Consider the following 15,794-nt stretch of genomic DNA (forward strand, 5'->3'; position numbering starts at 1 on the left):
CCCATGCTTCAGTCACTCGTCGCGAAGGCTCTGTCCTATCGCCTGCTCGTCGTAGCGCTTGCACTGGCTGTCGCCGGCCTCGGCGCATGGGCCTTCGTTCAGCTACCCGTGGATGCGTATCCCAATATAGCGCAGACGCAGGTCAAGATCATTCTCAAGGCTCCCGGCATGACGCCGGAGGAGGTTGAGAGCCGCGTAATTGCCCCGATCGAGATGGAGATGCTGGGCATTCCCCGGCAGTCTATCCTGCGTTCGTCCGCCAAATATGCGATCGCCGATATCACCATCGACTTCACCGACGGCACAGATATCTATTGGGCGCGCCAGCAAGTCGCGGAGCGCCTTTCCGGAGTGATGGCGGATCTGCCGGCGAGCGTGTCGGGCGGCCTGGCGCCGATTTCCACGCCTCTGTCCGATATCTTCATGTTCACGATCGAGGGGCCGCTCAGCCTCCAGCAGAAGCGGGAGCTTCTCGACTGGACCATCCGTCCCGCTCTGCGGACTGTGCCCGGCGTCGCCGACGTCAACGCGCTTGGTGGATATGTCCGTACATTCGAGGTCCGGCCCGATCCTCTCGCCTTGGCCGGAGCCCACCTCTCCGTTGCCGACATCAAGACGGCCATCGACAGTGGCAATCGCAACGACGGAGCCGGCCGCCTCGTCACTGGCGAAGAATCCCTGATCGTTCGGGCTGTCGGCGCGATCCGGTCCGTCGCCGATCTTCAGTCGCTGGTCATAACGAGCCGTGACGGCCGTATCGTCCGCCTGGGAGATGTAGCGAGTGTCGGGACCGGAAGCCTGACGCGCTATGGCGCGGTGTCCAAGAACGGCAAGGCAGAGGCGGTCGAGGGCCTTGTGATCGCTCTTCGCGGTGCCGATGCACGGCAGGTTGTGACCGGCGTCAAAGACCGTCTGGCAGAGGTCGAGCGTGGCCTTCCAGCCGGAACGCACATCGCGGTCTTCTACGATCGGTCCGATCTGATCGGCCGAGCGATTGGAACGGTTGAGGAAGCGTTGCTGGAAGCGACCGTCCTGGTCGTGATCCTTCTGATCGTTTTCCTCGGTGACTGGCGAGCCGCCGCGATCGTTGCGGTCACACTGCCGATGGCCGCGCTGGTGACGTTCCTGTTCATGAGCATGGCCGGGTTGTCCGCGAATCTCATGAGCCTCGGTGGACTGGCCATTGCTATCGGCATGCTCGTGGATGGTGCGGTCGTTGTGGTGGAGAACGTCGTAGAGCGTCTGTCGCACCAACAGGATGACTCCCATCCGCGCCTTCACCAAGTCTTCCGCGCAACCAGCGACGTGACTGTGCCGGTATCGGCGGGCATCATCATCATCGCACTTGTGTTCCTTCCTCTGCTCGCGCTGCAGGGGCTGGAAGGCAAGCTGTTCGCGCCGGTTGCCCTCACCATTGTCTTCGCCCTTGCGGGATCGCTCCTGCTGGCGCTGACGCTCGTCCCCGTCCTTGCTTCGTTCGGCTTGAAAAGCGGACATCATGGAGACCCATGGGTGATGCGCTGGCTAACGCCTCGCTACCGTGCGCTTCTGAATGGCGCGTTTGCGCGCAAGAGCCTGGTCTACGGCCTTTCGGCTCTCGGACTGGTCCTCGCCGGATTGGCCTATGGAGCGGTGGGCAAAACCTTCATGCCGACGATGGATGAGGGGTCGGTCATCGTGCAGCTGACGAAACTTCCCTCCATCAGCTTGGCCCAGTCCGTCGAGGGCGACAAGGCGGTCGAGCGCGCCTTGATGGGTGTCCCCGAGGTGCAGGAAGTCATCGCGCGGGTTGGTGCTGACGAAATCGGGCTTGATCCGATGGGACCTAATGAGACCGACACCTTCGTCCGTCTGAAGCCGCAGTCCGAGTGGCGCGGCAGCAAGGAGTTCGTCCTGGAGCAGATCCGCAAGGCCGTCGACGGCCTGCCTGGCATCCAGCCCAGTTTCACCCAGCCGATCGAAATGCGTGTCTCGGAAATGCTGACCGGCGCCCGGGGCGACCTGGCTGTCAAGATTTTCGGACCGGATTCGGCGGTCCTCGCGGATCTTGCAGGTCGCGTGCAGCATGAGTTGGGCCAGGTGCGCGGCGCGACGGAAGTGTTGACGGTCGCGAACGACAGCGTGGACTACCTGCAGCTCGACATCGACCGAGCAGCCGCAGGCCGGTTTGGCATGCCGATCGATCAGTTACAGGACACCTTGCGCGCACAGGTGGAAGGCGTTCGGTCCGGTATCGTCGCCGAAGGTCAGAAGCGGATCCCGATCGTCATCCGCGGTGACGAAAGCATCCGCAATGATGCGACCCGGTTTGAAGACCTGCAGATCATGACGCCGGGTGGAACGCTCGCCCGGGTCAGCGACATGGCGCAGGTGAAGCATACGCAGGGTCCGGTGAAGCTCGACCATGAGAATGGTTCCCGCTTCGCTCTGGTCCAGGCCTTCGTCTCTGGTCGTGATCTGGTGGGCTATGTGGACGAGGCGAAGGCCGCAGTCGCGAGCAAGGTGCCGCTCCCGCCCGGCTATCGCATCGTGTGGGGTGGCCAGTTCGAAAATCAGCAGCGTGCATCGGCTCGGCTCATGATGGTCATTCCCGTCGCGCTGCTCCTTATCTTCTTCGTCCTGCTCGCCACCTTGCGTTCGCTGCGGGCCGCCACGCTGATCCTGGTCAACATTCCCTTCGCCATGGTCGGCGGCCTGATCTCGCTCTGGGCATCGGGAGAGTATCTGTCAGTGCCTGCTTCCGTCGGCTTCATTGCTCTGCTTGGCATCGCGGTGCTGAACGGCTTGGTGCTGGTCTCCTATTTCCGCCAACTCCGTCAGGAGGGGCAGAGCATGACGCAGACGGTGCGCCTGGGTGCCGAGCGACGCCTCCGCCCCGTCCTAATGACCGCGAGTATTACCGCTTTCGGCCTGGTCCCCCTGCTGTTCGCGACCGGTCCGGGATCCGAAATACAGCGCCCGCTTGCCATTGTGGTCATCGGCGGGCTGGTCACGTCCACGTTGCTCACTCTGGTACTTCTCCCGATCCTTTTCGAAAGGTTCGGAGAGGGCCGCGGCGAGCAGGATTTCGAAGAGGTGCTGGCCAATGGCTGAGCTTCTGCTGGTCCTCCACTGTTCCCCTCCGGATGCGGGAACTCTGGTGGAGGCTATTCGAACCGTTGCGTCCGCGCCGATCCATCGCCGTGAGGAAGCCGTTCTCGGTCGCGACTTCAGCGACGCCGGAACGCATGAGCAGGTAAGAGGAGTCCTCCATCGGATCGCATTCGAGCTCGTCGTCGAGGATTCCATGATCCCCGCCATAATCGCTGCGGTTGCCTCATCGCGCCGCAAACAACCTGTGCGCTGGCACTCCTTGCCGATCATCGAGCGCGGGAGGATTTCATGAAGAAGCTGACTGCCCTCTTGCCGCTATCCATCTCGATAGCGACTGCGCTCGCAACTGCCGCGCACGCGCAAGCGACTGGTCTTCAATGGTCCTTGCCGCCTGAGGAGCAGGTGGTGAAGGCGCTTGACGGTCATCCGACCGTCGAGGCAGCGGGCAAGCGCGTCGGCGCTGCATCGGCGGCGAGCGATATGCTCCGCGTTGGCCCTCACGAGGTCCAGCTCACCGGAAGCTACATCAATCGCGACGTGCGGCTGGAGCGGAATTATACGGAGTTCGACGGCACGGTCAGCCGATCTTTTCGCTTGCCCGGGAAGGCTGCCCTGGATCGCGAGGCAGGCCAGCTTGGTGTCGAGGTCGCGCAAAACCGGATGGAAGATACGCGCCATCAGGCGGCCTTGTATCTGTCGCAGCTCTGGTACGACTGGCTGACGGCAAGCGAGCTCAACCGCACGGATCAATCGAACGTCGCATTACTCGAACGCGGTCTCGCTGCCGTGAAGAGGCGAGTGCAGTTACGCGATGCATCGATGCTTGACACCGACCAGGCCCAGGCGGCGCTCGATCAGGCCAAGGGTGTCGCGGCAGCCAGCCTGGCTGATATGAAACAGGCGCGAGCGCTGCTGCAATCGAACTTCCCCGATCTGGCCCTGCCGTCGGACGCACCATCCTTGGCTGATCCAGTCCTGCCTTCTCAGGACCTGACTGCACTTCATGATCTGGTGATCCAGCGCAGTCATGAAATTGGGGCTGCTGATCGCGAAGCTCTGCGTCTTGAAGTCGTCGCACGGCGGGCGAAGGCTGATCGCTTGCCGGACCCACAGCTGGGCGTCCGGGCCTTTAGCGAGCGTTCTGGCATTGAACGCGGTGTCGGTGTCGTCTTCTCGATCCCATTGGGAGGACGATACCGGAAATTCCAGCAGGATCAGGCGGAAGCCAATGCCTCCGCTGCCTCTATGGATCTCGCGCAAGCGCGCCGGATGGTGCTGGCGATGGCCGATACTGATATGGCGAACGCCTCTGGCCGCTACGTCGCTTGGCAGCGGCTTCAGGGTGCTGCCAGAAGTTCGCTCGACGCCGCCACACGGACGGAGCGCGGGTACGAAGGGGGCATTATCGACCTGTCCGATCTGCTCTATTCCCGACGGCAAGCACATGATGCGGACCGGCTGGCCATAGACGCACGCAGCTCTGCGACACGAGCTATCGTGAAATTACTCATCGATTCTCATACGATATGGCAAGGTAACGAGAAGGAGCCATGAGGGCGTAGGTTGGCAATCGCTGTAGAGAATGAAGTCATCTTCCCATTCACGCGGAGGAATCTGAAATGCAGAGTTCAAAACCTGGAATCCCAGTCCGGCCCCTAAAAGACTCAGCCCGAGCAAAGGCGAAATGGGACCCCGTTGTTAAGGTGACCCATTGGTCAATCGTTCTTGCTGTCATCGGGAATGCAATTTTCACGGAAGAGGGTTCGGGGCCGCACGTCTGGGTGGGATACGCCCTCGCAACCGTTTTGGCGTTTAGACTGCTCTGGGGTTTCGTTGGACCCAAAGAGGCACGGTTCACAGCGTTCCCACCGAGCCCGCGTAAAGCGCTTGCCCATATCCGGGAGATTAGAGCCGGACACAATGAAATCCATCCATCGCACAATCCGTTAGGTGCATTGATGGTCTACGCTATTTGGGGAACGCTTAGCATCATCATAGCGACCGGCATTGGCATGGCTGGTCTGCCCTCCACGAAATGGATTAGCGAGGCTCCGTCCCACGCCGTTGGTCGAGGCACAGATAACAGGGACAGCGTCTTACTCAAAGGTTCTGAGCGGAAAGAGACAGTCGATGACGCAGAGGACGAGCCCTTGAAGGAAGTGCACGAGTCAGCGGTAAATTTGCTGTACGTTCTGATTGCCCTCCACCTTGCCGGAGTTGTTTTCGAAACGAGGAGGAGTGGGAAGTATATCCTTACAGCGATGCTTCCCGGCCGAGCACAATAGGATGGAGGTGATGCTGCAACGTGGCGATGGCGGCTCGGCTTTCCGATTAGTCGATGATTGATGTGCTGGCCTACAGAACGGCTTGGACCGCAAGATCGGTGGCAGCGTTACGCTTTGCCTGTACAGCCTTCCGTTCGGAATAGCGGTTGACGAGCTGGCCGGCGTGCGGGCGGGTCAGGATCGTGAACCGCACCAGTTCCTCCATCACGTCGACGATGCGGTCATAATAGCTCGACGGCTTCATGCGGCCGGCCTCGTCGAATTCCTTGAACGCCATCGCCACGCTCGACTGGTTGGGGATCGTGATCATGCGCATCCAGCGGCCAAGCAGGCGCAGCGTGTTGACCGCGTTGAACGACTGCGAGCCGCCCGACACCTGCATGACCGCGAGCGTGCGACCCTGGGTCGGCCGCATGCCGCCGAACTCCAGCGGCGGATGGTCGATCTGCGCCTTCATGATGCCGGTGATCTGGCCGTGCCGCTCGGGGCTGCACCAAACCATGCCTTCGGACCAGAGCGCGTGCTGGCGCAGCTCATGGACCGCCGGATGATCGTCACCCTTCACCTGATCTGGGAGCGGCAGGTCGCTGGGATCGAATATCCGCACCTCCGCGCCGAAGAGGATCAGCAGTCGTGCCGCTTCCTCAGCCGCGAGTCGGCTGAACGAGCGTTCGCGCAGCGACCCGTACAGCAGCAGGATGCGAGGCGGCGGCTGATCGTCGCCCATGCCGGCGGCGGGCCGGGTGATCGCGATGCCGCGATCGAGTGCTGGCAGATGGTCGGCGTCGGGTACGTCACGAAGGCGCGTCATCCAAGATCCTTGACGAGATAGGTCGCGCGCGGACCGCACAGCGACGTGAACTGCGCGGTCGCTGCGATGAAGGCCGGCGCGGCGTCGCGATCGGCATCGGTGTAACCAAGCCTGCGAAAGAACTCCCCGGTGCCGCTGGTCAGGAGGTGCAGCCGCTCGACCGCGCCATCAGCAACGCCTTCAAGGCGTTCGACCAGCATCCGGCCATATCCTTTGCCGCGCCGGGTCGGCAGCACGACCAGCGAGCGGAGCAGCCGGTCGGTGCCGCTACCTTCCAGGCCGATGAACCCGATCAGCTCTTCATCGTCGGACAGGCTGAAGAACATCTGGTCGGGACCGCCGAGATCGTCGGTCGGGAGCTGCGCGGCGCCGAGCGCGAGCCGCAGGACATCATCGGCGTGGCGAGCCTCCGAGAAGCTCCCGCTTCATACCAGGGACGGGTCCGCTTGACGATCGCCCAGCCACAAATGGAACTGGCGCAGGAGGATGCGACTTCGCGCAGTCATGCGAAGTGGCGAACCCGGCAAAACCAGGCAGCGATTATCATGATGGTAATCCTCGGCAGGCCTGGCAGCCGCAAGAGCGCGCATTGAGCCAAGCCAAATCGGACGCAGGTGCATGACAGCGAAGGAGGCGGACGCGATACACGCACCCGTCCCCTCAGCCCCTCATGCGACGACGAACGATCAGATTGCCGGAAGCCCCCTCAGGGGTGGACGCAGATAGGGTGGCGCTGTCGAAGCTCGCAGCACCAGAGGGCGCGTGCCGAGCGCCAGCACGAACAGAATCGCAGCCGCCAACAGAATTGGGTCCGCAGCAGCGAGGGACGGCGCCGACAAGCCTGAGAAGGCGCAAGGCTGTTCTGCCTTGCCCTGATGACCGTCGCTACCGGATTTCCCATGTTCAAGGCCGGGGATCGTAATGACCATCGTCATCGGCCCGGTACCCGAGCAAATGCTGACCACGATCCGCCCGTTCGAAACGGTTGGCATGAACCCCGCCGGCATGACGATCTTCATCATCAGCGCGAGTACAAGCACCGCGCAGGCAAGGGGCCGATTGGCAAGGACAAGTTTGCGAAGTCGATGCACCGATTGCGCTCTTAGCTACGAGACGCGCTTCTGTCATGTGCCATTGATGGTGAGACAATCTGCCCATTTTTAAGCGTTGGCCGCTTTTGGGGAACCCGGCCGTTCGCGTTCCCGCTCATAAAAGGCAATTTCTGGTCGGGAGCAGACATCTGGCGTTTGCCGACCCCTCCCGGAAAGACGCGGACTGTGGTCATTGGATCCGTCATCGCGATGATCACATGAACAGGCAATACTATCGACCGGCTCAAGCGGCGGCCTGCTCATCCACATCCTCGCGGGCAAGACCCGTTGCGCGAAGCAGATAGCCAGCGGCCTCCTCTGCCCGCGCCGCCGCCGTGAGCAGAGCACGATTATCCCTGCGCAGGATCGAAAGCCAGGAACCGATATAGGCCGCATGATCGTCGAGATGGGTGGTTGGGAGACCCACATCGGCGCCAACCAGCGCTGCCGACAGTTCGGCGACCAACTCCTCGAACGCATAGGCCTGATCGCCGAAGCGCTTGCCGAAGGATCGGGCAAGCCGGTCTGGATGACCCGTCCAATGACCAGCCTCATGCGCGAGCGTGGCCGCCCATGCAGCACGCGTGTCGAACTGTTCGACGGGCGGCATCGTGATGAGGTCTGCGCGCAGGTTATAATAGGCGCGATCGCCTCCAGTCCGCAGCCGCGCCGGCAGGCGATCGACGAAGCGTTGTGCCCGCGGACCGAGCCGGTCGCCCGGTGGGACGAGCGATAGCGGTTCTGGATAGAAATCGGACGGGAGCGCGTCGATCTGGTCTGCATTGAAGATCGCATAAGACCGCATCACCCGGCGATGCTCATCGACCAGCTCGCCGGGGCGTTCGCTGGAATCGACCTTCTTCGAATAAGCCTTGTAGAAGATTGCAAATTGCGCCTGCTCACCGGCACGGACCTGCCCGCCAAGGGTCTGCGCCTGACGGTAGGTCATCCAATGCCGTGACCGATAGCCGCATTGCTCGGCAGCCAGCCACAGCCAAAAGGTGTTCATGCCGCGATACGGCTCGCCATTGGCCCGCAGCGGACGCCCCTGCGCCGCACACGAACGCCAGGGCCGTAACCAGGGTCGCACACCGGCCTCGAGCCGGTCGATGATGGCGCACGTGATGGTCTCGGCCGGCGAGGGCCGGCCCGATGATCGAGTCATGGTGGATACTCCACGAAAGAGCGGCGGCCAGCGCCGCCGATGAAGGACTGCGGGCGACGCAAGAGCGCCGCCCGCCATTACGCGTTGGTCTCAGGCCGCCTCGTCGAGGTCATCAGCATCGCCATCGGGGGCGATCTCCCCTGCCCCGCCGTCGCTGTCGTCTTCGTCGCTGAGGAAGGCGGAATAGCTATGGAAGCTTTCGGGCTTCTCCACCGCGCCAAACCGCATCTCATCGGGCAGCCAGCAGAGCGCCTTTTCCCGGACTTCGGCCTCGACGATGCCCTGCCCGGAACAGAGCGCCGCGCAGGCATTGGCAAGGTCACCCTTCTTGGCGTCCTTGCAGCGGCCGCGCAGTACTCGCCCGCCGATCTCTTCAAGCGCTTCGAGCATGACGTCCTTCTTCACGCGTCCGAAAAAGTTCTGGGCATCGGGCCGCCACCATTGCGCGACATCAATGTCGAGCAGACGTCCGAGATGATCGTGGAAGCCGTTGCGGCGCCCGCCATCGTCGACGTTGAGCGTCGGTTCGAGCGTCTGCGCCACGACATGGGCAAGCCAATCGGCGCGCGCCTGTTCATCCAGTTGCCGGAAGGCATCGAAACGCGACGACAGCGTGTTCCCGCCTGCCCAGCTCACATCGAGCCCCTGGCGCTGTTCGGCCAGGACGTTGCTGGCCGCGCTGCCTTCGTCGCGGAAGCCGACGATCGGGAAGCTCGCGGCGGCCGCTTGCAGCGTCGAGTGGTCCCGGACATAGCCGCTGGCGAACACGGTCCGGTGCGCGATCAGGAATATCGCGAGGTCGAGCGCGAACCCCGCGTCCGAGGCGACATGGGACGCCAGGATCTGCCGCCGCTGCGTCGCGAGTTCGTCGACCAGCGTCGCGCTGAGCCGGGAGGTCGCGACCTTGCCGGACGGCGCCTCGGGTTCGCCGTCCTCTCCCGCCTGACGAATGGCGCGCTCGCTGAACATGCGGCTGTGCACCCGCGGGGTGCCGTCAGGGGCAAGATAGATGAAGGTGCCCAGCTGGTCCTTGACCGCATCGTCGACCATCGTGCGCGCCGCCTCGATCGCATCGAGTTCCCGCTCGATGTCGGCGAGCCGCACCGAAGCCGCCTCGGCCTCTGGTGTGCCGTCCTCAAGTTCGGTTTCCAGTTCACGGATGAGCGCATCGCCCTCATCGGAAAGACTGTCGACGCGATCCTGCTCGTCCTCGCGCAATTCGCGCAGCGCCGGATGATATTCGTAGAGCTGGCACTCCATGTCATAGGGCACGTGGGTCGCGAGGACCGGTGTCACGAATGCCAGCTTCTGCTCGGCAGCGAGTGTTTGTGCCGCTGCTTCGAGCTTCTGGGCGGCAAGCTGCTCGATGATCTCCACGTCGATCCAGCTCTCGTCCGCATCATCGCCGAACAGGTCGCGCTCGATCCGGCCGCCCGCACCGACATAGGCATCGCGGCCAACGAACCGCGCCTTCGCATCGGTCGCCTTCACCGTCCCGTTGAGGAGCGCACGGCGGACATTGTCGGGATTGTCACCATAATAGGACTGGCTCATGCTCTCGAACACACGCGCCTGGCGGTCGACATCGGGCGTGACGGCATAAGCCTGTGCGACCCCGAGCGTGATCTCGCCTGCGGCAAGCGCCGCGAAGACGACGGGAGCCAGTTCGGCAAGCCGGACCCGCTGCTCGACGAAGCGGGTCGTGACCCCGAAGCGTTTCGCCACATCCTCGCCGCTCGCCCCCCGGTCGAGGAAGTGCTTGAAGGCCGAGCATTCATCCGCCGGGTTCATCGCTACGCGATGGAAATTCTCGGCAAGGCTCGCTTCGGCCGATCCGGCATCATCCTCAAGCACCAGCACCTGAACCTCATGGCCCGCGGCAAGCCGGTTCGTCTCAATCAGGCGTTGGAGCGCCCGCAAGCGGCGGCCGCCCGCCTTGACGGTGAAGTGCCCCGCCTTTTTTAGCGGCGTGACCACGAGATTCTGCAACAGACCATGCGCAGCGATATTCTCGGCCAGACTGTCGAGGTCGGCATCGCGATTGGATTTGCGGACATTATCCTTGGAGAGCGAGAGGTTCTTGACCTTCACGGACTGGATCATCGGTTGTCTCCTTCGAGGGTTGCGCCGACGTCGTCGGCCGGCTTGAGCCACTCAGGCCCACCCGGCCGAAGGCCCCCTCCCCTCTCTTCGATCGCTTGACGCTGCCGCTGCTCAGCCTGCTATCTCGCCAAGGATCTCGACGGCGCGGCTCGGTGGGACGAAGAGCCGCGTGCGGTGTTGGATGATCTCGGTGAAGCAGCCCGCCGCCTTGAGATGAGGCAGCGCCTCGGGCTTCCAGTCGAGCAATTCGAGGCGTTGGTCGCCGGCGACCAACGCCCGCTTCAGCCGAAGCGACCCGATCGGCATGACCTCGCCCGAGGTGCGGACATGCTCGACCCGAGCACCGAGGTCGATCTCGACATGGGCCGCGATGCCGAACGCGCCCGCGATGCGTTCCACAACCGGCGCCGGAATAAGACGCCCGAGAAGCGACTGGCCGTCATCGCTCGTCAGCCGCCAGACCTGGACATGATCGTCGGGCAGCTTTCCCCAGACCGGGAGCAGCAGGCCCGTGACCAGATAGATGATCTGCGTACGCGTCTGCGCGGCCATTGCGTCGCATTCGGCCTGCCAGGCTTCATCGAAGTTCGCGCAGTCCGCGTCGGTCCAATGGGTTTCGGCGAAGAGGTCCTGCCGGTGCCGTTCGGTGCGCGTCGGCCGCACCAGCTCGTAGCGGCGCACGGTCCGCCCCTCTTCGTCCGTTAGCGGGAAGGTCGGCCGGCAAATCGCGGCCTTGCCGGAACGCGGGTTGATCAATCTGCGCGCTTCCGGATCGGCCAGAAGCCAATGCGCTCGCTCCAGGGTCAGCGGCCGATATCGCTCCTCGGTTTCGATGCGCAGGATTTCGGTTTCGGCGCCGCTCACGGGATCGCGCCGGATCACCGTGCGGTCGAGGATCGAAATACGGTCGGCCGCGATCGTTTCGACGCCAAGATCGAGGGTGCCGGCCTCGCGGGCCTTTTCCACCCGTGCTTCGATCAAGCCCAGATATTCGTCGAAGATCGCGTTCTGCAGGTCGATGCGCAGCGCCAGGATGCGGTTCAACCACCGCTGGATCGTGGGCAAGGTCTCGGTGAGCCCCCCGCCCTCCCCGGCCAGGTTCAAACCGGTGAGCGACTGGAATTGATCAAAGCGCACCGATTGGAGCTTTCCCTGGAACAGCAGGCGAAACCACTGGTCGAGCGATTCCCGCGCGAAGTCGGACTCCAGATTGTCGCGGGGGTCGAAAAGTCCCTGCCCGCCGGTCTGACGCTGGCCGCGGGTCAGCGCGCCCAGGCTGTCGAGGCGCCGGGCGATGGTCGAGATGAACCGCCGTTCGCCGCGGCAATCGGTGGAAACGGGCCGAAACAGGGGCGGGCAGGCTTGGTGGGTGCGGTGCGTGCGGCCCAGCCCCTGGATCGCCGCGTCCGCGCGCCAACCGGGCTCGAGCAGATAGTGGATGCGGCGGCTCTGATTGGGCGAGTCGAGGCTGGCGTGGTAGCTCCGCCCCGTGCCGCCGGCGTCGGAGAAGATCAGGATGCGCTTTTCGCCGCGCATGAAGATGTCGGTCTCCGCGAGGTTCGTGCGCGCGCTGCGCCGTTCGATCCGCTGACGGCCGTCGGCATCGACGATGATCCGCCGGCTGCGACCCGTCACCTCGGCCACTGCCTCCGTCCCGAAATGCCCGATGATGTGATCGAGCGCCGAGCCGACCACCGGCAGCGCACAGAGTTGCTCGAGGAGTTGGTCGCGCATGGCGATCGCTTCCCGGCACAGCACCGGCTGCCCGGCTTTGTCGATCATCGGTTCCGAGCGCACCGTGCCGCTATCGTCGGTATAGGTGCGCATCTGGCGCACCGGAAAGGCGGCCGTCAGATAGTCGACCAGGAATTCGCGCGGGGACAGCTCGATGTCGAGCCAGGCGCGCTCCTCAGGGGACAGGTCAGCAAGGGCACGATCGAGCATCGCTTCCGACGTCGACACGAGCTGGACCACGGCGCAGTCGCCCCGCGCGAGATCGGCGGCGATCGCCGGGATCAGCGACGGCAGCTTCATCGACAGCAGGATCTGGCCGAAGAAGCGTTGCTTGGTCGATTCGAAGATCGACAATGCCGCGGCCTTCGCTCCGCTATTGTAGGTGGCACCGCTGAAACCGTCGGTGACACGCGTGGCGGCGAGCGCGGCCTGCAGATTGTTGTGAATGATCGCCCAGGCATCGGCATAGGCATTGTAAACGGCGATCTGTTCTTCGCTGAGCCGATGCTCGAGGATGTCATATTCGACGCCGGCGAAGCTGAGCGCCCGCGCGGCATAGAGGCCCTGCGCCTTGAGGTCGCGGGCGATCAACTCCATCGCTGCGATGCCGCCGCGGCGAAGCGATTCCACGAAGGCCCGCCGGTCGGCGAAGGCCGTCTGCGGTCCCCACAATCCGAGGCGTGTCGCATAAGCGAGGTTGTTGACGTCCGAGGCGCCCGTCGCCGAAGCGTAGAGAATCCGGGCGCGCGGAGCGAGATTTTGGAGGCGGACGCCGGCGATGCCCTGTTCGGATCCTTTCGTGGCGCCGAACCGGCCCTCGCCACCGGCCACCCCGGCCATCTCATGCGCCTCGTCGAAGACGATGACGCCGCTGAAATCCTCACCCATCCATTCGATCAGCTGGCGCAGCCGCGTGCCCCTGTCACCGCGGTTGGAGCGCAGAGTGGCATAGGTCAGGAAGAGGATCCCATCGCCCAGCGCGATCGGGGTGCCGAGCTTCCACTGGTTGAGATGTTGGATGTCGAGCGGCAAGCCGCCAAGCGCCGACCAGTCGCGGCGAGCGTCTTCGATCAGCGTCTCGCTCTTGGATATCCAGAGGTGGCGGCGGTTGCCGCGCAACCACTGGTCGAGGATGACGCCCGCCACCTGCCGCCCCTTGCCGGCGCCCGTGCCATCGCCAAGGAAAAAGCCGGTCCGATAGGCGTTGCCGGCCTCTGCCGGCGACAGCAAAAGACCCTCCTCGCTAGATACGAACCGGCCCGGAAGGTCGCGCTCGAACGCCGCGCCAGCGTAGATCAGCGTTTCGAGCTGCGCGTCCGAGAGCAGGCCGTCGTCCAAGATCCTGGCCGGCAGCACGGGTTCATTAGCGACCGGGGGTGCTGCAATCGATCCCATTGCCTGCGATTCGACCAGCGCGCTTGGGTGCTCACGTGCATCGGCAATCAGCAGACGGCTCGGCCGATAGGGCAGGTAAATCCCTTGCGGTTCGCCCGCGGGCGCCGGCGCGTCGAGACGGTGATAGGCGACCACGCGGGTCGTGGGCAGGGTCACCGCCACACGCGAGCTTACGGGGCGGGTCCGCCGCGTGAGGCTCCGGAACAATCCGCTGGGGCGGGAGATCGGCTGCGGCGGCGGCGCGCATGGGGTCGGCATCGCATCGATGGCCGCAAGCGCAGCGCCGAGCGTCGTGCAGGTCTGGCGCGGGACCGAGCCCCCTGCCCCGCCCTTTTCGAGGAGTATGAGCTGGACTGCCTGGCCAGTGCCGTGCTTGGCATAGGCATTGGGCGGCAGGTCAAGATGCAGACGGGGATGCGCGCCCGCGGTGGCGTGCTGCCAATCCGCGTCCCCAGTCTCGATGCGATCGGGAAGAATGACGGCGCAGCGCCCGCCTGGTGCGAGGCGCAAGAGCGCGGAGCGCAGGTGGCGAAGCGCAGCGTGGCGGTCGCGCCCCCGTCCCTGGCTCCGCGAGAAGGGCGGGTTGATGAGCACGACGCTCGGCACCAGTTGCGGATCGAGCATGTCGTCGATCAATTCGCCGTCATGCGTGCTCAATGTGCCCTCGGGAAGGGCATGACGCAGCAAACGCGCGCGCCAGGCATCGATCTCATTGAGGAGAAGGCGAGCGCCGGCAAAATGACCGTGTACGGCCAAGAGCCCGGTCCCGGCCGAGGGCTCGAGCACGATATCGCGTGCCGTGATCGCGGCTGCCCTGGCGGCAAGGAAGCCGATCGGTGCCGGTGTCGAGAATTGCTGGAACGCGACCTGCGTTTCGCTACGCACGCTGTGCGTCGGAAGCGCCGCCGTCATGGCGATCAGCTGGGCGAGCCGCACATTCGCATCTGCCGGGAGTGTTGTGTTCTTCAGATGGAGTATCTGCGCGAGTTCGAGCACATCATAGGCGTCGCGCAATGACCATGAGCCATCCGCGCTCGAGCCACCGAAGGCGGTGGTCATCCCGGCAAGGAGGTCGTTACGTGCAACCGAACGGCCTTCGGACAGCCGGTCGGCTATGCCTTGAGCAGCGGTCCGGGCGGGATCATCGAGCGGCAGCGTGAGCGCGAGGGGTTGTGTGGCCATGGGGTATCTCCGGGTCTGACACCTGGCATCAGCGCCAGGTCATCAGCCTGAAGGCCCCCTCCCCTCTCAGGCCGCCTCGGCGGCCCGGCGGACACGCCAAGCATCATTCCAATCCGCGTGCCGTTCCGGGAGGCGGAGCACCAGTTCGCGTCCATGGGCTGTGAGATGCGGCCGAGCTTTTTTGAGCATGGCGGCAGCGGCGGCGCCGCGATCGCCATAGACGATGATGCGTTTGACCCGTTCGGGGATGGCGACGAGTCCAAGGCGTTCGACGCCGCCCAGCGCCCAGGTTGGCGTTCCGAACCAGGCCATTGCCGAAAGGGCGTCCTCGATGCCCTCAGCAAGGCCAAGCTCCTCTCCGGCCGGCGCCAGACGGATGGCCGCGTTGCCAAGCAGGCCAAGGGCAATCTTCGGCTTTGACAGGGGCTTGTGCAAGATGTCAGCGAGATCGAGGCAGGTCCGCTGGACGGCCACGACGCCCAGATCGTTCTCGACCGCAGCGATCATCGCCGGAAAGAACCGGCGCTGGTCACCTGCCCCGACAATGGTGCGGGGATTGTAGCGCAGACAACGCGGATAGGGAGGAGCAAGACCGCGTGCGGCAAGGTAATCGGCCGCTGGCGAGCCGACTATGGGCTGGCTTGCCTTCCATAGCCGAAGCGCGAGAGCGCGATGGTCGGCCATTGCCTTCGGGCGCGGCATGGTGAGCGGCACCGCATCGTGAAGTTTGCGCCGGCGCAGGGCAGTCAGAACGTCGCGCGTATCGCAGCCAGCAAAGCAGTGGAACAAGATCGCCCGTTCGCCCAGGCGCACTGACAGGCTCGGGCCATGATCGTCATGAGCCGGGCAACGGCATTCGCCGCGCGACCCGCGCCACGTTCCGCCGAGGGCTTCGACAATGGCTTTGGCGCGATGGGAAGCAGCTAGGGGCATCA

The 15,794-nt window shown here is 64.1% G+C and carries 12 protein-coding genes; 5 read left to right on the top strand and 7 right to left on the bottom strand.

What is annotated here, in order from left to right:
* Positions 1–3: 3 nt before the first annotated feature.
* The 4 genes from A8G00_RS08170 (at position 4) to A8G00_RS25860 (ending at position 5,378) form a co-directional block, all read left to right on the top strand.
* Positions 4–3,093, top strand: coding sequence for an efflux RND transporter permease subunit (locus tag A8G00_RS08170; RefSeq protein WP_037509346.1), 3,090 nt, complete (start codon positions 4–6; stop codon positions 3,091–3,093).
* On the top strand, positions 3,086–3,385 hold the full coding sequence (locus A8G00_RS08175) for a DUF3240 family protein (RefSeq protein ID WP_010338397.1): 300 nt from the start codon (positions 3,086–3,088) through the stop codon (positions 3,383–3,385). The genes A8G00_RS08170 and A8G00_RS08175 overlap by 8 nt, the downstream gene beginning before the upstream one ends.
* Entirely contained in the window at positions 3,382–4,647 is a 1,266-nt protein-coding gene (locus A8G00_RS08180; protein ID WP_010338398.1) for a TolC family protein, read from the top strand. The genes A8G00_RS08175 and A8G00_RS08180 overlap by 4 nt, the downstream gene beginning before the upstream one ends.
* A 65-nt stretch (positions 4,648–4,712) precedes the next feature.
* The gene (locus A8G00_RS25860) at positions 4,713–5,378 is read left to right on the top strand and encodes a cytochrome b/b6 domain-containing protein (protein ID WP_029547841.1); all 666 of its coding nucleotides are present in this window, start codon (positions 4,713–4,715) and stop codon (positions 5,376–5,378) included.
* 70 nt (positions 5,379–5,448) lie between these two features.
* Here the strand turns inward: A8G00_RS25860 and arsH are convergent, their stop codons facing one another.
* Both arsH and A8G00_RS08195 read right to left on the bottom strand, forming a co-directional pair.
* Positions 5,449–6,189, bottom strand: coding sequence for an arsenical resistance protein ArsH (arsH, locus tag A8G00_RS08190; RefSeq protein WP_010338400.1), 741 nt, complete (start codon positions 6,187–6,189; stop codon positions 5,449–5,451).
* Complete coding sequence (locus A8G00_RS08195) at positions 6,186–6,575, bottom strand: GNAT family N-acetyltransferase (protein WP_103000444.1); 390 nt, start codon at positions 6,573–6,575, stop codon at positions 6,186–6,188. The genes arsH and A8G00_RS08195 overlap by 4 nt, the downstream gene beginning before the upstream one ends.
* Before the next feature lie 60 nt (positions 6,576–6,635).
* Here A8G00_RS08195 and A8G00_RS25090 point away from each other — a divergent pair, with 60 nt between their 5' ends.
* A complete protein-coding gene (locus A8G00_RS25090; RefSeq protein ID WP_155276474.1) occupies positions 6,636–6,782 on the top strand; it encodes a hypothetical protein in 147 nt (48 codons plus the stop codon).
* 93 nt (positions 6,783–6,875) lie between these two features.
* Here the strand turns inward: A8G00_RS25090 and A8G00_RS08200 are convergent, their stop codons facing one another.
* The 5 genes from A8G00_RS08200 to A8G00_RS08220 all read right to left on the bottom strand — a co-directional run bounded on the left by A8G00_RS08200 (position 6,876) and on the right by A8G00_RS08220 (position 15,792).
* Positions 6,876–7,211, bottom strand: a complete 336-nt coding sequence (locus tag A8G00_RS08200) for a hypothetical protein (RefSeq protein ID WP_230588556.1) — start codon at positions 7,209–7,211, stop codon at positions 6,876–6,878.
* 313 nt (positions 7,212–7,524) lie between these two features.
* On the bottom strand, positions 7,525–8,445 hold the full coding sequence (locus A8G00_RS08205; RefSeq protein ID WP_103000484.1) for an ArdC family protein: 921 nt from the start codon (positions 8,443–8,445) through the stop codon (positions 7,525–7,527).
* 90 nt (positions 8,446–8,535) lie between these two features.
* Positions 8,536–10,548 (bottom strand): ParB/RepB/Spo0J family partition protein, encoded by a 2,013-nt coding sequence (locus A8G00_RS08210; protein WP_103000445.1) that lies wholly within the window; start codon positions 10,546–10,548, stop codon positions 8,536–8,538.
* Positions 10,549–10,659: 111 nt separating this feature from the next.
* Positions 10,660–14,859, bottom strand: coding sequence for a strawberry notch family protein (locus tag A8G00_RS08215; protein ID WP_172451812.1), 4,200 nt, complete (start codon positions 14,857–14,859; stop codon positions 10,660–10,662).
* 66 nt (positions 14,860–14,925) lie between these two features.
* Entirely contained in the window at positions 14,926–15,792 is an 867-nt protein-coding gene (locus A8G00_RS08220) for a toprim domain-containing protein (protein ID WP_103000447.1), read from the bottom strand.
* Positions 15,793–15,794 lie beyond the last annotated feature (2 nt).

Source organism: Sphingobium sp. SA916, assembly GCF_002894065.1.
Taxonomy (GTDB): domain Bacteria; phylum Pseudomonadota; class Alphaproteobacteria; order Sphingomonadales; family Sphingomonadaceae; genus Sphingobium; species Sphingobium fuliginis.

What these genes read in the sequence shown, in the direction of transcription:
- A8G00_RS08170 (WP_037509346.1), top strand. Translation starts at nt 4, where the DNA reads ATGCTTCAGTCACTCGTCGCGAAGGCTCTGTCCTATCGCCTGCTCGTC.
- A8G00_RS08175 (WP_010338397.1), top strand. Translation starts at nt 3,086, where the DNA reads ATGGCTGAGCTTCTGCTGGTCCTCCACTGTTCCCCTCCGGATGCGGGA.
- A8G00_RS08180 (WP_010338398.1), top strand. Translation starts at nt 3,382, where the DNA reads ATGAAGAAGCTGACTGCCCTCTTGCCGCTATCCATCTCGATAGCGACT.
- A8G00_RS25860 (WP_029547841.1), top strand. Translation starts at nt 4,713, where the DNA reads ATGCAGAGTTCAAAACCTGGAATCCCAGTCCGGCCCCTAAAAGACTCA.
- arsH (WP_010338400.1), bottom strand. Translation starts at nt 6,189, where the DNA reads ATGACGCGCCTTCGTGACGTACCCGACGCCGACCATCTGCCAGCACTC.
- A8G00_RS08200 (WP_230588556.1), bottom strand. Translation starts at nt 7,211, where the DNA reads ATGATGAAGATCGTCATGCCGGCGGGGTTCATGCCAACCGTTTCGAAC.
- A8G00_RS08205 (WP_103000484.1), bottom strand. Translation starts at nt 8,445, where the DNA reads ATGACTCGATCATCGGGCCGGCCCTCGCCGGCCGAGACCATCACGTGC.
- A8G00_RS08210 (WP_103000445.1), bottom strand. Translation starts at nt 10,548, where the DNA reads ATGATCCAGTCCGTGAAGGTCAAGAACCTCTCGCTCTCCAAGGATAAT.
- A8G00_RS08215 (WP_172451812.1), bottom strand. Translation starts at nt 14,859, where the DNA reads ATGGCCACACAACCCCTCGCGCTCACGCTGCCGCTCGATGATCCCGCC.
- A8G00_RS08220 (WP_103000447.1), bottom strand. Translation starts at nt 15,792, where the DNA reads ATGCCCCTAGCTGCTTCCCATCGCGCCAAAGCCATTGTCGAAGCCCTC.